Source organism: Leeuwenhoekiella nanhaiensis, assembly GCF_002744755.1.
Lineage (GTDB): Bacteria > Bacteroidota > Bacteroidia > Flavobacteriales > Flavobacteriaceae > Leeuwenhoekiella > Leeuwenhoekiella nanhaiensis.
Genome location: NZ_KZ319290.1, coordinates 209122 through 228898 on the forward strand (window position 1 = coordinate 209122; position 19777 = coordinate 228898).

11 protein-coding genes are annotated in these 19777 nt (G+C 42.1%); 3 read left to right on the forward strand and 8 right to left on the reverse strand.

All coding sequences use genetic code 11. The annotated features are described in order from the left end of the window. Positions 1-5: 5 nt before the first annotated feature. From CJ305_RS09815 to CJ305_RS09850, 8 genes are read right to left on the reverse strand one after another with little or no spacing between them, the layout of a single operon-like run. Positions 6-1379, reverse strand: coding sequence for a sulfatase-like hydrolase/transferase (locus CJ305_RS09815; protein WP_099646090.1), 1374 nt, complete (start codon positions 1377-1379; stop codon positions 6-8). A gap of 37 nt (positions 1380-1416) precedes the next feature. Then, positions 1417-3177, reverse strand: a complete 1761-nt coding sequence (locus CJ305_RS09820; RefSeq protein WP_099646257.1) for a RagB/SusD family nutrient uptake outer membrane protein — start codon at positions 3175-3177, stop codon at positions 1417-1419. Between the two features lie 28 nt (positions 3178-3205). Next, entirely contained in the window at positions 3206-6391 is a 3186-nt protein-coding gene (locus tag CJ305_RS09825; RefSeq protein ID WP_099646091.1) for a SusC/RagA family TonB-linked outer membrane protein, read from the reverse strand. A gap of 20 nt (positions 6392-6411) precedes the next feature. Beyond that, positions 6412-7869 (reverse strand): fasciclin domain-containing protein, encoded by a 1458-nt coding sequence (locus tag CJ305_RS09830; RefSeq protein ID WP_189319422.1) that lies wholly within the window; start codon positions 7867-7869, stop codon positions 6412-6414. A gap of 28 nt (positions 7870-7897) precedes the next feature. Continuing rightward, positions 7898-9583 carry a fasciclin domain-containing protein gene (locus CJ305_RS09835; RefSeq protein WP_099646093.1) on the reverse strand — a complete coding sequence of 562 codons (1686 nt, stop codon included), beginning with the start codon at positions 9581-9583 and terminating at the stop codon, positions 7898-7900. Positions 9584-9592: 9 nt separating this feature from the next. Further along, positions 9593-11086: a RagB/SusD family nutrient uptake outer membrane protein gene (locus tag CJ305_RS09840; protein ID WP_099646258.1), complete on the reverse strand. Its 1494-nt coding sequence runs from the start codon at positions 11084-11086 to the stop codon at positions 9593-9595. Positions 11087-11097: 11 nt separating this feature from the next. After that, the gene (locus CJ305_RS09845; RefSeq protein ID WP_099646094.1) at positions 11098-14382 is read right to left on the reverse strand and encodes a SusC/RagA family TonB-linked outer membrane protein; all 3285 of its coding nucleotides are present in this window, start codon (positions 14380-14382) and stop codon (positions 11098-11100) included. Between the two features lies 1 nt (position 14383). Then, complete coding sequence (locus tag CJ305_RS09850; protein WP_099646095.1) at positions 14384-16621, reverse strand: fasciclin domain-containing protein; 2238 nt, start codon at positions 16619-16621, stop codon at positions 14384-14386. Positions 16622-16996: 375 nt separating this feature from the next. Between CJ305_RS09850 and CJ305_RS09855 the strand changes: the two genes are divergently transcribed. The 3 genes from CJ305_RS09855 to CJ305_RS09865 all read left to right on the forward strand — a co-directional run bounded on the left by CJ305_RS09855 (position 16997) and on the right by CJ305_RS09865 (position 19764). After that, positions 16997-18004, forward strand: a complete 1008-nt coding sequence (locus CJ305_RS09855; RefSeq protein WP_099646096.1) for a DUF4861 family protein — start codon at positions 16997-16999, stop codon at positions 18002-18004. Between the two features lie 165 nt (positions 18005-18169). Then, the gene (gene kduI, locus CJ305_RS09860; RefSeq protein ID WP_099646097.1) at positions 18170-19003 is read left to right on the forward strand and encodes a 5-dehydro-4-deoxy-D-glucuronate isomerase; all 834 of its coding nucleotides are present in this window, start codon (positions 18170-18172) and stop codon (positions 19001-19003) included. Then, on the forward strand, positions 19000-19764 hold the full coding sequence (locus CJ305_RS09865; RefSeq protein WP_189319429.1) for an SDR family oxidoreductase: 765 nt from the start codon (positions 19000-19002) through the stop codon (positions 19762-19764). The genes kduI and CJ305_RS09865 overlap by 4 nt, the downstream gene beginning before the upstream one ends. The last annotated feature ends 13 nt before the right edge of the window (positions 19765-19777 follow it).

The window sequence follows — 19777 nt, forward strand, 5'->3', positions numbered from 1 at the left end:
AAAATTTAATTAGGTAATTCTTTATTGATTATCGGCGAGTCTTTCACAAACTCCAGTTCCAGTATGTGTAGAAGGTCCTGAAGTATTTTCTTTTTTTGATTTGAAAGATTAGTTGATTCGCCTGGGTCATTTTCAATTTCATATAACTCATATTCGGGCTTTGAATTTCTGTGTCTGCTTCGTATTAACTTATACGGGTATACCATTACAGATTCCTGTATATGCCCTCGTATGTAAACCGGATCAGCCCGGTTAATTTTATTGGCATTAAGTAAATAGCTAATATTTTCTCCCTCAACTGAAGGAGGAATTTTTTCAGCATTAGCCCAATGGAGAAACGTTGGCATCCAGTCTGTAACTGTAGTAACATTACTTGTAACGCCTCTTTTTATTTGTTTAGGCCAGGAAATGAAGGCGGGGACCCGTATTGCGCCCTCATAATTTGTGGTTTTAAACTCCCTAAGTGGTTTATTACTTCCCAGGGAGTAATTGGGCTCAAATTTACCTGAATATTGTGTTGTGGGTATCCACTCCTCCTGAGCCCCATTATCGCTAAAAAAGAGGACAACCGTATTTTTGGTCAGATTTTTCTCTTTTAGTTTTTGAAGAATTTTATGGATACCTGAGTCCATATGAGACATTGCTGCGGCATATGCCTTACGCGAGGCATTTTTTATAGTGTCATACCGTTTAAGCCATAACTCTGGCTCTTGTAAGGGAATGTGAGGTGCGCTGTAAGCCAGTTGCAGGTAAAAAGGATCTGAGTTTTCTTCCTGCTGATTGATGTAATTTACAGCCGCCTGTGTAAGTAAAACGGTGACGTGGCCTTTTTCATTTATGAACTGACCATTTTTGTGCCAGGTGCTGTCCCCATTCTTATAGGTATGATCATACTGATCTAGCTGGCCATGCAAGAACCCATACGAATAGTCGAAGCCGTATGCCTTAGGTCCATTTTCAGGTTTTAAACCTAAATGCCATTTTCCTATTAAAGCGGTTTGATAATTCAGCTTCTTTAAGGCTTGCGGAAGCGTTGTAATGTTATCGGGTAGTTTGAGTTCACTCTTGTCGCTAATAGGTGCAACAATGCCCATTCGGCTTGCTGGTTTTCCCGTAAGGAAGCTCGCGCGTGCAGGGGAACAGGTGGGGTAGGTATAGAAGCGCTCAAGGATGAGACCATTTTGAGCCAGACTGTCTAAAGTGGGTGTTTCTATTTCTGAACCGTGAAAGCTAAAATCATTCCAGCCTGCATCATCGGCAATGATGATTAAAAAGTTTGGCTTTTCTGTGAGAGGGGTCGCTTCTGCATCTTTTTCGTTTGATTTTTTGCAAGAAGTGGTTAAGCCAAACAATAATGCTAAGGCTGTTAACCTTAGCATTATCTTGATATCAAATAGAATTCTTGGCACAAAAAATCTATTCCTCTTCATTCCAAACAAAAGGTAAATACCAGTTCTCGCGTACCATGAGTTTAGTACGTACAGAACCCGCCTGAGCGTTTCCTTCGGCATTTAATTTCTCATAGATGCGATCTGCAAGAAATGAGGGATCATTTCTTCTCAACGCGATGCGTACTAAATCGCCCCATCGGTTTCCTTCGTAAGCAAGCTCTAAGGCAGCTTCTTCGATGAGGTTATTTTCTATAGAGATGACGCTGTCACCTACAACTTCTGCTCGTTCCACATAGGCCCTGCCACGTATCCCGCCGTTACGATGCCAGTCTGCCCTGAATCTGGGGAAGTCACCGGCACGCGCATCAAAATTGTAGGGAAATGGCTCAAAGGTTTGCTCAATATCTGTCTTGTCTGTCACCCCGGGAACGGTATATTCGCTCTGAATACCAAAGTTTAAAAGAGCATCAGCAATACGGCTTTGATTGTCCCGGTTTGCTGCTTCGGCATAGCGCAGGTGTAATTTTGCTGCTCTGTATAAAAACCATTCTCCATCTGTTTGAAACAGATCTATAGGCGTTTGCGTTACGGGATCTAAAAATTTATAGAGGTATTTCATTATTACCTCATCTCCGCCTATCACGTTATAACTGAAGCGTTTTCCACGTGCATCATAGGGAAACCCATTACGCTGGGTTTGATCTTCCCACAAATCAATGGCGCGTTGAGAAGGTTTGACCAGGTAGTCCCCGCCCTGATTTGAAAATAAATTGATAAATGGATTTTTTGGGGCAAAATTGCTGTCAAAAGGCAACGACCAGATCCATTCCGTATTCCATAATACATCGCGGTCACGGGCAAACATAGAGCGCCAACCTTGTGAATTGTTGTCTATCAGGGCTAATCTATCCTGTTCCCTGAAACGCAGGTAACCCACAGCGAGGTCATTATTTGTCGCTACTTCTGCAAATTTTACCCGATAGGTGTCAAACCGCTCAGAATCATTGCCACTCATCGTTCCGGTTTCCATCACGTTCTTATAATGAATGGCTGCCTGAGTGTAATTGTTGTCCCATAAATGCAAATCTCCAAGAAGACATTCTTTATTTATAAAAAACTTTGCAGTATTGTAGCCGTCAACATTAATGACTAGTGAACTATCTGTAGAATAGGGACTGGTGTAACTAAAACCTTCTGTAAATGCGACAAGCTCATCAATCAATTCTTCAAAAGGAATACGGGGATATAGTGCAGTATCGCGCACATCATCCAGATTTTCTATGGGTTCTGTAATGTAAGGGACTGAACCGTAGTGAATACCCAATTGAAGATACACCCAGGTACGCAAAGCACCTATATCTGAGTAGCGCTGATTGTATTCAGTTTGGGTAAACTTTTTCTCTGCCAGCATAATATCGAAATTTTTCAGATTGTCGTTACAATTCTGAATAACCTCATAAAAATCTTTAGGATTTGCATAACGGTTGTCTGCTGTCACAGCATGTTCAGAGAGGGCAATCATTTCGGGATCAGAATTACGAGTAGTAGCCATTAAATCTGCACGTAGCTCGTTTAGCAAAACATATTTTTCGGCTAGTTGCATGAATTTCCCGTAGGTGCCAATAATGGCAGCGTCTGCATCAAAAACGTCCCGGTAAACCTGATCTGAGTTCAGTTTATCTTGCGGTTCTACATCTAAGTATTCCTGACAGGAGCTAACACTCAAAGCAATGGCAAGTCCTGCAAGTATAAATTTCTTTTTATTAGTAAGTATGAAAGTTTTCATAGGCATAGCACTAGATGATTTAAATAGATTACAGTCCCAGACGTAAGCCCAGCTGCATTGTGGTAAATTGAGGCATCAGCCCCAGATCTGCTCCCTGACCAAAAATGGAGGAGGTTGCACTAAACTCGGGGTCGTAGCCTAAATAATTTGTAAAAGTCAAGAGGTTATTTGCTGTGGCATAAACCTGTACAGCTTTGATGTACTGCAACTGGGTAGGAATGTCATAAGACAGCATTAAGGTTTTGAGTCTCAGATAGGAACCGTCTTCGATCCATCGGTCTGAAAACGAGGCATTGCCTAGCGGATCTCCCCAGGTGGCACGAGGTATGCTGGTTTTTTGCCCTTCTGCAACCCATCGGTTTAATACGGCAACGCTTTGATTTTCATAACCACTCATTTTCTCCAGATTGTACCTAACTCCGTTATACAAATCATTACCAACAGAGAAGTAGAACAGGGCAGAGAGACTAAGCCTTTTATAATTCAGTTTGGCATTAAAGCTTCCGGTTAAATCGGGGTTGGGATTGCCTATTACGGTTCGGTCCTGATCGTCAATAATTTTGTCACCATTTAGATCCTCAAAGCGAATATCTCCACCTGCGAAGGGTAATAGATTGCCATTTCCAAGAGGTCTGCTTAAACCTTCGGCGTTTGCTTCAGCAGTGGTTGCGTATACTCCATTTGTCTTGTACCCATAAAATAAATTAGCATCCTGACCTTCGTGTGTAATATAGGTAGCTCCGCCAAATTCGGTAATAATGGGTTCGCCGGGTAAACTGGTAACCTCATTTACATAACGGGACAGATTTAAGCCAACATCTAAACCAAAATCAGATGTTTTTAAGAGTCTGCCGTTTAAGCTGAGGTCATAACCCTGAGTTTTCATAGAGCCACTGTTAGTTACAATGTAGTCAAACCCGGTAGTTGTTGTGATAGACTCATAGGTGATCATATCTTCCGTCTTATTTTGATACACATCAAACGAAGCATTCAGCCGATCTCTGAAGAGCGAAAGGTCTACACCCAGATTGAGTTTTGATACGGTCTCCCATTTCAATTCAGGGTTACCAATGTTATCGCGCACAAGACCCTGAACACCTAATAGGTTTTGAGATACATAAAGTTGCTGCGCGGTATAGTTGCCTACATCATCATTACCGCTTACACCGTAGCTTGCACGCAGTTTTAGTAAATTAATCGTTTCAGAATTCTTCAGAAAGTCTTCTGAGGAAACAAGCCAGGCACCAGATACTGATCCTAAAGCAGCATAGTATGAATCACCTAAGCCAAAACCGCCTTGCTGTATGCTGTCGCCAAAACGGCTAGATCCATCTACAGCAGCGTTGAGCGTTAAAAAATACTTGTTGAGATAATTGTAATCAGCGTTTAAATAGGCATTGATCCATTTCCATTCTCCAAGAGAACCTCCTACAAAGCGCAGTAAATTGCTTCCTGAACCTACGCTGGTAAAGTCATCTGTCGCTGAGTTGTATCCCAGTCCTAAATCACTTTCCGAATCATTGCTTTGGCTGCGGAAGCCCAGGCGAAAATCAAAAAAGTTTTTATTACTCAATTGCTTGCTGTAGCTCAACCAGGTGTCTGTATAAATCGAATAAAGACGTTGTACTTCGCTACCGCTACGGTTATTGCCTATTGCGGTAGGCAATACAATATCAGCAACGCCAAAATCAGGAACAAAGAAGGTCTCACGCTCTTTGTTCAGGGTAAGTCCAAGAATGCTGTTGAGGCTAAAGTTGGGGTTGAAAACATACTTAAAGTGTAAATTTCCAAAAAAGCGGTAATTCTTGTTTACGCCAATACCATTTTCGATTAAAGCAACCGGATTGCTAACTCCAAAAATATCAACGTCTGCGAGATTTGGCGAAACATCTCCCACTGCGTCAACGGCATTAACAGCTAAAAATGGCGATTTGGTAAGGGCTAAATAAAACGGACTTGTTTTATAGGCCAATCCCTGATCTCTTTGATTTTCGGTATTGTGAATGAAAGAAAGATTGGCATCAACAAATAGTTTTTCGGTTAACCTCAGGGATGCATTAAGACGGGTACTGTACCGCTCTAAGCTGGAGTAAGAAGTTACCCCTTCGTTGTTAAGGTATCCTACAGATAAACCGTATTTCGCTATATCATCTCCTCCCTTTATTCTCAGGTAGTAGTTTTGGTTAGAAGTGGTTCTAAAAACCTGATCCTGCCAGTTTGTATTGTTATTGTACGTAAAATACTCGCCACTGGCACGATTATCAGATACCCAGGGTTGAGCTGCAATTTGAGCCTGACTGTCGCCACGTGATGCTACAAGTTGGGTTAAGTAGGTGCGATACTGTCCTGCTCTTAAAAGCGGTAACTGCTCGGGTTGCTGATTCATCCCCCCGTACATTGTAAAATCAATTTTTGTAGTTAGCTCATCGGGTCTCGTAGTGGTAATGATGATAACTCCGTTAGCTCCTTTGGTTCCATAAAGTGAAGAACCGTCTTTGAGTACGGTAACATCCTCAATATCCTTTACTTCAAGCATTGCTAATGGTGAGGAAGAGTTGTATTGTAAGATACCGGAACCGTAATCTTCATCGTCGTAAATCATGCCGTCTACAACAAGAAGGGGTTTGTTTGTAGCGTAAAGCGAATTGAAACCTCTAAGATTTAAATAGGCTCCACTACCGGGCACACCAGATTTTCTCACACTGTTTAAGCCGGAAACCTTTCCCTGTAGAAAGTCTCCTACTGACTCATTGATGGGGTTGCTCCATTGTGTATCTTCAAAGTCAACTACGCTGGCAGCTTTAGTATTGGAATACTGCAACTTCTCGCCCGAAGGTAATCGTGCCAGCTCATAGAACTGGGAGTAGTGTGCTTCAAAAAGCAGTATTTCCAGTTGTGAATTTTCGGCAGTTACCGGAACGACCTTGCTCTGATAATCCTGACCGCTTATGCTAAGCAATGTGTTTGAATTAGGAACTTTAATATTAAAGCTTCCATCTTCGTTACTTATAGCTGCAGAGAAGTTTTCAATGGTTAGATTTATTCCGCTTATACCTTTACCGGTAGTTGCATCTTTAATATAGCCTTTCACCTCTATGCCTTCCTTGTTCTGAACGGCAGTTGAGTCAACAGTTTCCTGAGCGTAAAACCCTCCATGCAATGCAACGCAAAAAAGCAGGCTAAGAAAACAGGTTAGTTGTAATTTTTTGAGCATAACTATTGGTTTAAAAGACTTTATTTAATTACAGGAACTAGTTTTAGATAATCAAGAGTCAGGGTATTAACTCCATCTGTAGCAGAATTGGCGGCCTGCAATGAAACCAGTAAGGCGTCTCTTCCTTTTTGGTCTAAAGTAAACTCGCCAATATACACCTCTTCATAGGTATTAGGCTCTACATTGGTATACGGCAACTCCGCAAAAGGCTGTTGTAAAGAGCCGTCTGTTGGCGAAATAAACCCTCCAAAACTCACCCGCTGCTGAAAGGTATTGGATTGAATATCATTGATAGCCCTCCAATAAACCTGGTACGTTGTCGTATAAAGGTTACTTGCGTTGTAGTAAATTGTAAATCGCGGAACCCGATGATTTTGAACCATAATGTCAAAAAATACATCGCCTTGCGGATCTGCTTTTTCTCTGTAAAATGTATTGGCGCGCTTGTCAGACTGGCTAAAGCCAAATGGATTTTCGCCCTGTATAGTGGTGGTAAGCAACCTGGTTTCTAAGGGAACCTCAAGTTTACTCATCACATAAACCACTCCATTGCTCAATTGAATTTCTTCAGCTATTGTAGCTTCTGTGAGTGGAACCTTTACACCAAATTTAGAAACCAGAGTATCCGGGAGGTTTTCACGTGCAATCGCTTTATGAAAAGCCAGATCACGAGTGGTAAAATAATTTGTGTAAATAGTAGTTGAATCTTCACTCACCCTGTTCATATAGGGTTTTAGTCTATCGGTTTCCTCTGTGAAACTTTCATTATCTAACAGAAAAAAGGTGTATTTGTTTTTTTCATTGTTGAGGTTGTAGACATTGGTGAAATACGAATTGCTAAGCGAATCTGCCTGCATCCCGGGCATGGCATTAGCTTTTGCAACTGAATCTCTGGGGTATAGATTGAACGCGTTAAGCTCCATCAAGTAAGCACTCATATCATTCGTTGCTGCCTGGTCTTTGATAAATTCCCAAATGTTTCTGCGCGGAGCGAGGCCTTTATCAATGATATGGTATAAACCATTTGAAGTATAATTGTCTGCATCAACAACCTGCGCATCGGCAATGCGGTTGCCATCTATAAATTGCAGGTATTTATTAGAATACATTTCAATAGATACTGTGTCCTGTTGAGATACCGATGTAAATGCGGTAAGTGCAACGTGATTGGCAACGAATAATTTTTTAGCCTGTGCAGAACTTAGGGCTGGGGCGTCTACCGCCGCGAGTGCCTCATTAGTTGGGGCAAATACGGTATAGGTTTTTGAAGCCGCCAGTATTCTATCATAGCCGGTTTCTGCAAGTAACTTTCCAAATTCTGAGGTTTGTGAATTTTGGGAAATGGCCTCATTTAAATTTAAGGTAAGATTACTATCATTCACTCCGGCGTGATCTTCCCAGGGTTCAGAACAGGAAACCAGGCCTAATAGCAGCAAACCAAGACCGAGATAGTGTTTATTCAATTTTATTGATATCATCCTAGTGGGATTAATGTTTAACAGATTTTTATTCGTAAATAAGGCCATCACCTCCAGCTTCAAATTTGGGATAGAGCTGATCCATATCTATAGGTCTGAATTCAATTACATCAATCCAGGTGTTACCGTTGCTACTATCCTGAATAGCTTCAAGTGTAATTTTGTGTCTGCCCGTGGTTTCTACATTTACAATGCCTACCAGACGGCAGTTAAAACGGTTTGTATAGGGTTCTATATGACGCTTGTATCCCTGAGACTCCAGTACCCGCTCGGGCAGATCGGTATTACCACCTTCTCTAAAGTTGATGAGTCTGGGTAGCGCCACGCCATCAAAGCGTACTTCTGTGGCAGCAGATGACCGCCCATTAGAACGATAGGATACCCATACCTTGTACTGCCCCTTGATAATTACGGGAGTGTCAAAAGTGATCGGGTCTAAAAACCCATTTCTAAATCGCAGCATATCTATGACATCCCCATGCCATGCCTGATCGAGAAAAGCTCCATCGCCTATAGCAGCAGCTACGTATGTTAAGGATTGATTATCTGGCCAGTCAACAAGACTTAGCTCTTCTTTTTTAAGACTCACACTGTTTCCAGGTACTCTGAAGACTGAGCTAAGCTGTCTGAATTCTGGCTGGTCTGCCACATCAAAATAAACTGGTGCCGGTAACCTCTTCTTGATGAAAAAGTTTTCATCAACGAGATGCAATACTCCATTGGATGCTGTTATGTCGCTTTGCGGTCTATTGATAACTACCCCTTTTTCTAAAACGCCATTAAAAGTTTCCTCATTTAGTAATAAAGTGTCAACGGCGAGCTTTACAGTAATGACCTCTAGCGGAGCTCTTGTTGTTACGGCAGGTGTTACCGCCAGATCAGCCATATAATTAAGTCCCGGTAAAATGCGATAGGCGACAAACAGGTTGAGACTGTCTGCGGGATTACCAGGATCATTGAGATGACTGTAGCGTGTTTTTAGATCATCTAAATTGTCTAAACCGGCTTCTGCAAATACTTCATTTGTTTGAGCCAAAACTGTAAGATAGCTCGGGATGCTGTCTGTGTTATAAGTTACCGGTTGATCTAGTTTTTCAAACCACCCGGTAGCTTTAGCAGCTTCTGTAAACAGGGAAAGAGACGGGTCTGCTTCGAGGGTTTCGGCCAGGGTAAGGTTTGCTACACGCAGCACTTTATCAAGCACGTGAATGAGACCATTGCCTACCTCAATATTTGATGCTATAATGCGTGCTTCCTTGTTCACAGTAATATTTGAAGCACCGTTTGCATTGGCAGCTCCGGTGATTAAAAACTGACCCTGTAAACTGGGAGTTGCGATTTTCCCATCAGTAAAACTTGTGGTGTTTACAACCTGTTCAAGAATGTGAAGCTTGGCGAGTTCCTGTAAATCTTCTAAAGGAATTTCAGACAAACTGCTTACGCCCATATCTGACATATATGCGGCTACCGCTTCGTTGTTGGGTAGAAACAGGGTATAGGTACCGTACGTGTTCATAAATGAATCGTAACCGGTAATTCTTAGAATCTCCAGAAAATCAGAATATTCATCATTAGCCCTAAGAAATTCAGTTATGTTCAAGGTTTCATCTGTAGACTCCTTATACTTTTCGTCAGTACAGTTATAGACCAGGCCGGCTACTGCTACAATCAGAATGAGCCTCATCAAAATTGGAATGTTTAGTAATTTTTTCATAGCTATAGTCTATTTGTAAAATGGGTTTTGCACCAAAGCCTTATTGGTGATGAGTTCGTTTTCACTTATGGGTAAATAATGACTGTTAGGATCTTGCAGTTTTGCTGTAATGATTTGCTGTTGATTGGCCGGTGCACTGCGTAAAGCAATACCTATCAGGATGTCAATATTCGCATAGTTTTCCTTTCGGGCATTACGTAAAACGTCAAACCAGCGCTTACCTTCAAAGGCGAGTTCCCTTGCACGCTCAGCAAGAATGTAAAGTCTGATGCCGCTTTTATTTTCGGGTCCTAGTTGCTCTTCTGTTTGCTGAATAGCTTCCCGTGCTTCCCGAATTTCGCTTACAATTTCAAGAGCTTCAGCACCCCGGTTTAATTCGTTAAGTGCTTCGGCCTTCATTAATAAAACATCAGCATAGCGATAGACAAACCAGTGTGTATCTGATTCCTGAAGGTTTTTACGAACATCTCTATTCAAACCGGTGAATTTGTAGATTTCATTAGTTCCGGGAACCAGGGATGCGCGTTCCCCACGAATGTCTTTGTTCTCAGGATCGTCAAAATCCACACCAAAAACCTGCTCCAAAACAGTGGGAGCCGCGAGATACTGGGGTCTTTGAAGAAATATGGAATAAAACGGATTTAGGTTTTGAGGGGTGTATTGAAATTCAAAAATGCTTTCTGAAGAGTTTCCTTCTGCATAAACGGTATTAAACCACTGTGTTCTGCTGCTTACCAAATCAAATTTACCCGAATTGATGACTTTGTTAGCAGCGGTAAGGGCTTCATTGTAATTTTCAGTCCATAAATACACGTCGGTTTGCATTGCCTGTATTGCGGCTTTTGTGATTCGGCCTTTATTCTCAGGCATGGTAGCATATTCTTCAACGCCCAGACGCTCTGCTCTTTGTAGATCTTCAATTACCTGAGCAAAAATTTCTTCCTGAGAAGATGCAGGAATTTGAAAATTTTGTTTGTCAGAAAGTGTTGCTTCCAGTTTCAATGGCACGTCTTTAAAGGTACGGGCCAGCGTAAAATAAAGATAGGCACGTATCGCCAGCACTTCAGACAGGTAACTATTCAATTGCGTTTCAGTAAAGGTTGGGTCAATTTCTAAAACATCCGGAGCCAGATCAATTACCGTATTGCAATAGTTGATGATGCGGTAGAAAACAGACCAGTTTGCAATACTGTTAGAAGGCAGAATATTTGTTGTCAATACATCGCGTTGATCATCCTGTGCAAACGGACCGGGACTAACCATCCCGCCGCGCAGTTCACCATACATAAACAGGTGCTCGGCCAGAGTAAGCCCACGCTCTGAGGGCGGATTATTGAGAAGTGATGAGTAAACCCCAATTACTGCAGCCTGTACATCTTCTTTAGTTTGCCAAAATTCCTCGCGTACGGTACCATCTTCAGGCTTTAAATCCAAATAATTGTCACAGGATTGTACAATCAGCGTGAGGATGAATACTAATGGATATATAATTCTTTTGTTCATAACGAGCATGATTAAAATCGGGTTTGAATTCCTAATGTAAATCTTCGGGTAGGGGGAGTGCGGGAATAGTCTATCGCGATACCAAAGGGATCGCCACCACGCATACTGACTTCAGGATCCTGCCCGCGATAATTTGTAAAAGTTAGCAGATTGTCTCCGGTAACAAAGATGCGCAGGTCATCCATTTTCATTTTCTTCAGGAAGTTTTTACCAAAACTATAGCTGAAGGTAGCCGAGCGTAGTCTTAAGAAAGAAGCATCTTCCACATAGCGGTCAGAGCCAAGCCAGTTATAACCTCCCTGAAAAACAGCTCTGGGTATGTTAGTCTGGTCACCGGGGTTGCGCCATCTCGACAGTACCGCTGTGCTTTGATTGTCGTATCCATAAAGATTGGTCGTTACCATATCGGTCCCGTTGATGATGTCATAATTAAGACGGTAGGTAAAGAAAAGAAGGAATTTAAATTGATTGTTTAAAGTAACAGTTGGTCCAAAGCCTCCAATAAATTTAGGGTTGCTGTTACCCAGATAAACTATATCCCGGCTGTCTATATTTCCATCCTTATTAATGTCCTCGTAAATGGCGTCCCCGGGCTGAAACGTATAATCTATTGCAGGATAATTAAAGCGCATAAAGACTTCCTGGCCATTAGGTCCTACAATCACATTGCCTTCAGCATCACGTGCACGGGTAGCGTCAAGATCGGCATAAACGCCTTTAAAGCGGTATCCGTAAAAAGAACCAAAAGGATTGTCGATTTGGAGAAATCTTTTGTACTCTCCGTTACGGTCTATATTACCCTGCTCACTGGGGAAAAATTCTGAAATCTCACGAATAATGTTCTGGTTACGTGAAATATTGAAGTTGAAATCAACTTTCCATTTGTCTGTTTTGATGGGTGTGGTGTATAAACCTATTTCCCAACCCTGGTTATCAATAGTACCTACGTTTTGATCAGATAGACTTCCATAACCGGAAACCGAAGAAATCGCCAGGTTTTCAAAAAGAAGATTGGTGGTTCGGTTTTGATATACGTCTACATCAAGCTGTAATTTTTTATTAAATAATTGCAGATTTAGACCAACGTTTTTACCGGTTAAGGTTTCTGAGCGTAAATTATCGAGTTGAATATTTTGAGGATAAACCCCGTTAAGGCCTAAGTATTCGGCATCAAAGTTTCCATATATATTGAAAAAGCGATAGTCATATCTTGGAGTTCCACCAGACTGTCCGTAACTGGCTCTCAAACTCAAATCATCAATAAAATCAAAATCATTCATAAAAGACTCACCCGAAACTCTCCATCTTGTAGATACAGAGGGGAATAGGGAGTAGCGGTTGTCTGCACTAAATTTTGAATTTCCATCCCCGCGTAACCCTACATTAACAATATACCGGTCAAGCAGACTGTACTGCGCACTAATCAGGCCTGCAACACTACGTGCCTGACTGTTGTTAGTGTATAGTCTTAAGTCAGAATTTTGAGTTCTCGAGGGAACCGAGGGATCAGTAAGTAAGGATGAAGCCGTGTTAGCGGTTAAAGCCTGATGCGATTCATACCTGAAATCGTTAGTTTGTAAACTCATTAAGGCCTGTAGACTTTGATTATCACCCAGATCAGGTGTGTAGATCAGGTTTGTTTTTGAAGTGATACTGGCAATATCAACATCAGCATCTGAAGCCTGGTTTACCACAGTTTCTGTGAATGGGCGTCCCGTGGCATTTTGCGGTAAGAAGGCATTGGCCTTGGTATTATTAAAGTCAAACTGAATGTCGAATGTAGAAACCAAACGTTTAGGAACCAGATCGACCTGAAGATTAAAGTGTGGCACAATACGATCACCCACCTGCGTATTGCTGGTATATTCGGCCAGCGCTACCGGGTTATAGGTGTTAGGGTATGCACCCTGAATGTTTATTGCAGGTGAGAAGTAGTTAGGCGTAAGATCTCCCACATCGTCGTATTCATAAATACTCATATTTGGCATTTTGGTATAGGCAATACTTCTAAGTCTGTCCCGATCTGATGTGCCAAAAGTATTTACATAATTGCGCTCTGTACTGGTATGGGTGTATGCGATATCGGTTCTAAACCGAATGCGGTCTGAAACAATATAATCCAGGTTGAGTCTTCCGTTTATACGTTGAAAACCGGTTCCTTTAGTAACCCCTTTTGAGTCGTAATACCCTACCGAAGTATAATAGCGGGCTTTCTCACCACCTCCCTGTAAGGAAAGCACGTGTTCGCCGGTTAAGCCTGTTTGAGATATCGCCTCAACCCAATCTGTATTGTTTCCGTAATTTTTAAACCAATAGACTTCCTGAGGATCGTACTGAAATTCTTTTACGGTTAGTGTATTTAGAGGTACCCCGTTGCGATTCATAAAGGCTTCCGGGATTAATTGGGAGTATTGATCTCCGCTAAGCATAGGTATCGTGTTAGGAAGTTCCATGTAGGTTCCGGTAAAGTTGTAGCCTATTTTAGGTTTACCTACCGCACCCCGTTTGGTATTTATAACCAGAACACCACCTGATGCACGTGATCCCCACATAGCGGTTGCAGCCGCGTCTTTTAAAATGGTGATGCTTTCAATATCTGAAGGTGCAATGTTTAACAAAGCGGCGTAGCCTTGCTGGTCCGCAGTACCAAAATTGAAATCCTGAGGAATTGAGGTTTCATAAGGCATTCCATCAACCACGATAAGCGGATCTGAAGAGCCGGATATTGAGGAAGTACCCCGTATACGTATTTGCATTCCGGCACCCGGATCACCGGAGTTAGCAACAATGTCTACACCGGGAACCCTACCCTGAATGGCCTCGTCTATAGAGGCAGCCTGGGTGTTTTCAACCTCGCTAGCCTTTACGGTGACATTACTGGTGGTTTGATTGCGCTCTGCAATATTTAATAAACCGCTTTCTACCTGTTTTTCTACAGAAATCATAACAGCATCAAGTTCATCAACTGATGGCGTCAAACTCACATTATAAGTAGATTTTCCGGTTAGGGGTATGGTCTGAGAGGTATATCCTAAAGTAGAGATTACCAGTTTATTGTTTGAGTTTCGTATACGAATGGCGAAGTTTCCATCAAAATCTGCGATAACCCCATTGACTGTTCGGTTTTCAGCATCCTGCTCTGCGATGGTTGCACCAGGAATTGGCTGCCCGTTACTGGAGTCTGTAATGGTTCCCCGTACAACCTGATCAGATCCCTGAGCCCAGAGCCCAAAGTTTCCGGCAAGTAAGACGGTCAATAAGAAACAATAAAGAATATGGGTAGTTTTTTGCTTCATCTTATTCTGTGTATAATAGATAGTTGTCAACAAGGTGAATTAAGCTTCGGTCAGCCAGATTGTTGCTTTGACCAGGGATATAAGTTGCTATGCGGTCTGCAGCGTCTGTAAAGAAAAGGTCTCCCGGAGCACTACTCACATCCACGTAAGTCTTTTCGCCCAGACTATCACGCAGCAGGGTTTCAGTAAGACCATTAATTAAACCGTCGTCTGATGCCGTACGGGTCGCAAGGATGTGATAGCGTAAAAAATCTGCAACGATGTCTTTTTGGCCTTGTGGACCGGGGTTAAAGTTGGGTACGCCAGTAGCCGGATCTCCGGGTAATCTGCCATCCCTCACAGCTTGTTCTATAGCTGCATTATTTGGAATGACAAAGGTGTAAGAGGTACCTAACTCAACACCATCTATAGCCCCCGAATTGCGATCGTAGATTATTGAATTGTTGAGATAATTGTAAAAGTTTGCAAATTCAGAGCCCGGTTCTTCGGCCAGACGCTGTAAGTCGCGCCCCTGATTTTCTTCGCTAAATTCCAGGATGTGATCTATATAATAGGTGCGGCCATTACGCTGGTCTTCGCTTCCTATAATAGTTACCCGTTGACCGGAGACTTCATTACCGGCAGCAAACACCTGTCCGTTTTCCCATTTGATGTATTCTCCGGGAAGATCAAAATCACCTGATCGTATGATTCCCGAGCCTGAAAGATCATTCAGTTCATCATCCGGAGTAGGTACAACACCATTGTAAAGCACCCGTAAAAGTCTGGATCTTGCGATATTTGCCGGCAAGACATTTCCGGTGGCAGGATCAGTGTAGGTGTAGGAAGAAGTGGGGATGTCATAACCAAAACCTAAATCGGCTAACACTTCATCAGAAGGTAAAAACAAGGTGTATCGACCATTGAGGTTGCTGATGATTTCACGAAGTCCAGATCCGTCGTTATAAAGGCGGGTTGCCAATGTGAACTCAGGATCCAGATAAGCTGAGGTATAAACACTAAAAAACAGATTGGATTCCTGTACCACATTCGTTCCGTAGAAAAAACCGTTACTTAAAACTTCGGCCTCACGTACTTCGGTGTTCAGGTCTATACGTATATCCTCACCAAGCTCATTATTGTAGCTTGCTACCTGTGTAGGCCATACGGCATTTTGAACCATATGGGCATTGATGAAATCTTCATAAACGTATTTGGGAAGCTGTTGTAGTGAAGCGTAGTTTTTAAGTAACACCTCATCAACAAATTGCTGCAATACGGCATTTTCAGGTACAAACATAGTATACGCATCAGCCTGGCCATCGTTATCTTCTTCTTTGATATAATTTTCATTATTTGGGGAAAAAGAAAGCGCAGGGTCGTATACTTTTACGTAGACCTGATCACTTTGACGGGTGAAATTTTGATAGGTTGTAGTGGCATCCTGATCAAACACATATTGAACCAGATTATTCTCCAGAAAACTTCTAAAAAGAGAATAATCACTGCTGGATTCAAGTTTTTGATCAAGGTTTATGAGTGGAAGAGAAACTTTGTCAACCTCGTGTATGATACCGTTTTCAGCAACAATATCTGTTTCTAAAGCTTCGGCACCTAATACATTAAAGCCTGTATAGTTTTCATTAGGATAGAAATAATTATAATCTGAGGCACCCAGACCTGCGGCATTCATAAATTCTTCTACAAAGTAGGTTATGTATTTATTGTTGTTGTCCCCGGGGATATAAGACTCACCACTAAGATTTGTATTACGGTTTGAACCGACGACAACGATTTCGTTGCCATTGACTATTTTCTTCACAAAGCCATCATAATAAGCCGTACGACGTCTAAAGGCATTATCTTCTTCCCAGCCCAGGCGAGATTGATAATCAGAAAGGCGCTCGGTACGAAAGGCATTATATATTAAGGCATACCGTACAATTTTTGCTGCCATAACCGAGTCTACCATAGATACATTTGAAATACCCTGCTCCTGAAAAAAGGAATTAAACGCAGCATCATTGGGTGCTAACATGGTCCAATAACCAGCTTTTCCCAGTATATCCTTATATCCGGCTTTCTCAATTAAAGCGGTCAGGGTGGTGAAATTACCCTGAGCTTCCAGAGTTTGATAAATAGGAGGTTCCAGATCAGCCGGCCGCTCGTAATATTCATCGACTTCGCTTCTGCTACAAGCTGCGAAAACGATTGCAGTAAAAAGCAAGAGAAGAGACTTTTTGAGTAAAGTTTGGTTCATAAATTTTCAACTTAAAATTTAAAGAGTGCATACTATTTCGATGTAGTGCAAACATCTATTAAGCATTTTCGAAATCAAATTTAGATGTTAAACTAAAGTTAAGTGTCCTGCTCTAACCTGCTTTCAGTAAGTATTGCTGAAATTCATAGCAGTGGTGTTTCACGATTTAATATCAAAGAGTTATCACGAGACCTTATATTCAGACACTTCAAAATGAAAATTGCACTCACTTGCTGAGGATGGAGAAAAACTTATCTGATTACCTATTTGTGCAATCGATTACATTTTTGTTTCTTTACAAGAGTTTTAGATCGGGGTTTGATTCCCGAAATCTCTAAACCGTATCGATTTTATTCAACCTACCAATACAGATCTATGAAATCAAAGCTTTTTCTTTCGGCCTGCATTCTTGCAATGTTTACCATGTGCAAAAATCAGGAGAACAAAACCACTCAGGACGAACCGGCGCAAGAGGTAAAGAAAATTCCTGCTACCTACGCCGAAATTTCAATAAAAGAGGGAGGAAACTGGAGTTCTGAATCCCGAGAATATCAGGGCGGTAAATTTGTAAATGTGGATGAACTTGACCTTCCTAAAGAACACACAGATCATTCCTGGTTTATTCGCTACGAAGGCCCGGGTTGGGAAAACAAACAAATCGCTTATCGCTTGTATTTAGACTGGAGAAACGCGATTGACATTTTCGGGAAAAAAGTAGATACACTAGTTTTACCCTACGTGGGGCAGGATGGTTTTGACTCCTACCATAACAATGCACCCTGGGGTCAGGATATTTTAAAAGCCGGAAAATCAATGGGTATTGGTGGCTACGGCAGGTTTACGGCAGATACCATCGCGCATTTTGATGAGGTCGAAAAAACACTTGTAAAAGTGGATAATTCAGATTCCAAATCAAGTGTAACTATTGATTATAAAGGCTGGAAAACCGGGGATGTGATTACCGATCTAAAATCAACCATCAGTATTTTTCCGGAAGACCGTTTCTTAAAGGCTGAGCTTACTCCCGGTGTTGAATTTGAGGGTCTTGCCACCGGCATTGTTAAGTTTGAAGATATTCCATTAATGCAGGCTACCAGCGAAAGCGGAGACTGGGCCTACATAGCAACCTACGGTACGCAAACCCTTGCCGGTGAAAATGACCAACTCGGGATGGCGATTTTTTATAAAACCGCTCAGGCTGCCACTACCGAGGGTCCACACGATCATTTGGTAGTTTTTAACCCTTCTACCGAAACACAGACATACTACATCTTAAGTGCCTGGGAGCAGGAGCAGAATGGCATTAAAACTCAGGATGCTTTCGTAAAAGACCTTACCGATAAGTTGGCTAAACTGGACGCTCAAGGGAATCTTGAAGATTAAGACTCTTCAGAAGGCACAGAGTAATTTTCATTTAATGAAATGCAATTCTGGCTTAAAACCGAAACTCCGTAAGGAATTCGAATTAAAAATGTAATTAATACAGTTAAAATTGAATTTGTAACTTTAAGAGTTGAATATTCTTTTTAAAACTGAAAACAGATAACTATGACCAAATCAGAATTTAGATATGCACACCATCCGGAAGATGTAAAACGCTACACCACTCAGGAGCTTCGGGAGCATTTCTTGATCCCTTCCATTTTTGTAAAAGATGAAATCAACCTTACCTATACTATGTACGATCGCTATATTGCGGGAGGTGCATTTCCGGTAAGCAAAGCTTTAAAACTTGAACCAATAGATGACCTTAAAGCGGAACATTTTCTGGATCGTAGAGAACTTGGGGTCATCAATGTAGGTGGAAAAGGAAAAATCACCGTTGACGGCGAAGTCTACGAATTAGGCAATAAGGAAGCGCTCTACGTAGGTAAGGGCGTGAAGGAAGTGATTTTTGAAGCCACCGCTGAGCAGCCTTATTTCTATATCAATTCGGCTCCTGCGCACCACGCGTATCCTACTAAAAAAATTACTAAGAAAGAGGCTGAAATCGTAGAGTTAGGCGATACGAAGTTTTCTAATAAGCGGGTGATCAATAAACTTTTAGTCAACAGCGTGGTTGATACCTGCCAGTTGCAAATGGGAATGACCGAATTAGTAGAAGGCAATGTCTGGAACACCATGCCGGCACATACCCATACCCGCAGAATGGAAGTCTATTTCTATTTCGATCTGGAAGAAGGCCAGACCATCAGTCATTTTATGGGTCAGCCCGATGAAACCCGACATATTTTTATGAAAAATCATCAGGCGGTTATTTCGCCCGAATGGTCTATACACTCCGGTGCCGGGACTTCAAACTATACCTTTATATGGGGTATGGCAGGCGAAAACATGGATTATGGCGATATGGACGGCGTCTCACCTGAAGATTTAAAATAATGAGTTTATTCAGTTTAGAGGGTAAAACAGCATTGGTAACCGGCTGTAAACGCGGTATAGGTTTCGCTATGGCCGAAGCACTCGCCGAAGCGGGAGCAGATATCATCGGGGTTTCGGCCTCCTTGGAAATCTCGGGCTCAGATATCGAAAAAGCAGTTACAGCAACAGGAAAGAAATTCAGTGCCTATCAATGTGATTTTTCAGACCGTAAAGCCCTTTACAAATTTATTGAGAAGGTTAAAGCAGAGAATCCAACCATAGATATTCTGGTCAACAATGCCGGTACGATTTTAAGAGCGCCCGCCGCAGAACACAGTGACGCATATTGGGATAAAGTGATCGAAGTCAATCAGAATGCTCAGTTTATCCTCAGCAGGGAGTTGGGTAAAGAAATGATAAAAAGAGGCAGCGGTAAAATCATATTTACGGCATCATTGCTTACCTTTCAGGGCGGAATCACCGTTCCCGGCTACGCAGCTTCTAAAGGTGCCATTGGGCAGTTAACCATGGCGCTTTCCAACGAGTGGGCCGGTAAAGGTGTGCAGGTTAATGCTATCGCGCCGGGTTATATTGCTACAGACAACACCGAAGCCTTACGTGATGACCCTGAGCGCAGTTCGTCTATTCTGGGCCGTATTCCGGCAGGCAGATGGGGTGAGCCGGAAGATTTTAAAGGTCCTGTGGTATTTTTAGCCTCGCCCGCAAGCAATTACATGACCGGTACCGTTATGACTGTAGATGGCGGCTGGATGGGCAGATAAGAACCAATCGAAA

Bases quoted from the DNA above. Each gene is read 5' to 3' on its own strand.
- CJ305_RS09840 (WP_099646258.1), bottom strand. From the start codon at position 11,086: ATGAACAAAAGAATTATATATCCATTAGTATTCATCCTCACGCTGATT.
- CJ305_RS09850 (WP_099646095.1), bottom strand. From the start codon at position 16,621: ATGAACCAAACTTTACTCAAAAAGTCTCTTCTCTTGCTTTTTACTGCA.
- CJ305_RS09835 (WP_099646093.1), bottom strand. From the start codon at position 9,583: ATGAAAAAATTACTAAACATTCCAATTTTGATGAGGCTCATTCTGATT.
- CJ305_RS09820 (WP_099646257.1), bottom strand. From the start codon at position 3,177: ATGAAAACTTTCATACTTACTAATAAAAAGAAATTTATACTTGCAGGA.
- CJ305_RS09845 (WP_099646094.1), bottom strand. From the start codon at position 14,382: ATGAAGCAAAAAACTACCCATATTCTTTATTGTTTCTTATTGACCGTC.
- CJ305_RS09830 (WP_189319422.1), bottom strand. From the start codon at position 7,869: ATGATATCAATAAAATTGAATAAACACTATCTCGGTCTTGGTTTGCTG.
- kduI (WP_099646097.1), top strand. From the start codon at position 18,170: ATGACCAAATCAGAATTTAGATATGCACACCATCCGGAAGATGTAAAA.
- CJ305_RS09855 (WP_099646096.1), top strand. From the start codon at position 16,997: ATGAAATCAAAGCTTTTTCTTTCGGCCTGCATTCTTGCAATGTTTACC.
- CJ305_RS09815 (WP_099646090.1), bottom strand. From the start codon at position 1,379: ATGCTAAGGTTAACAGCCTTAGCATTATTGTTTGGCTTAACCACTTCT.
- CJ305_RS09825 (WP_099646091.1), bottom strand. From the start codon at position 6,391: ATGCTCAAAAAATTACAACTAACCTGTTTTCTTAGCCTGCTTTTTTGC.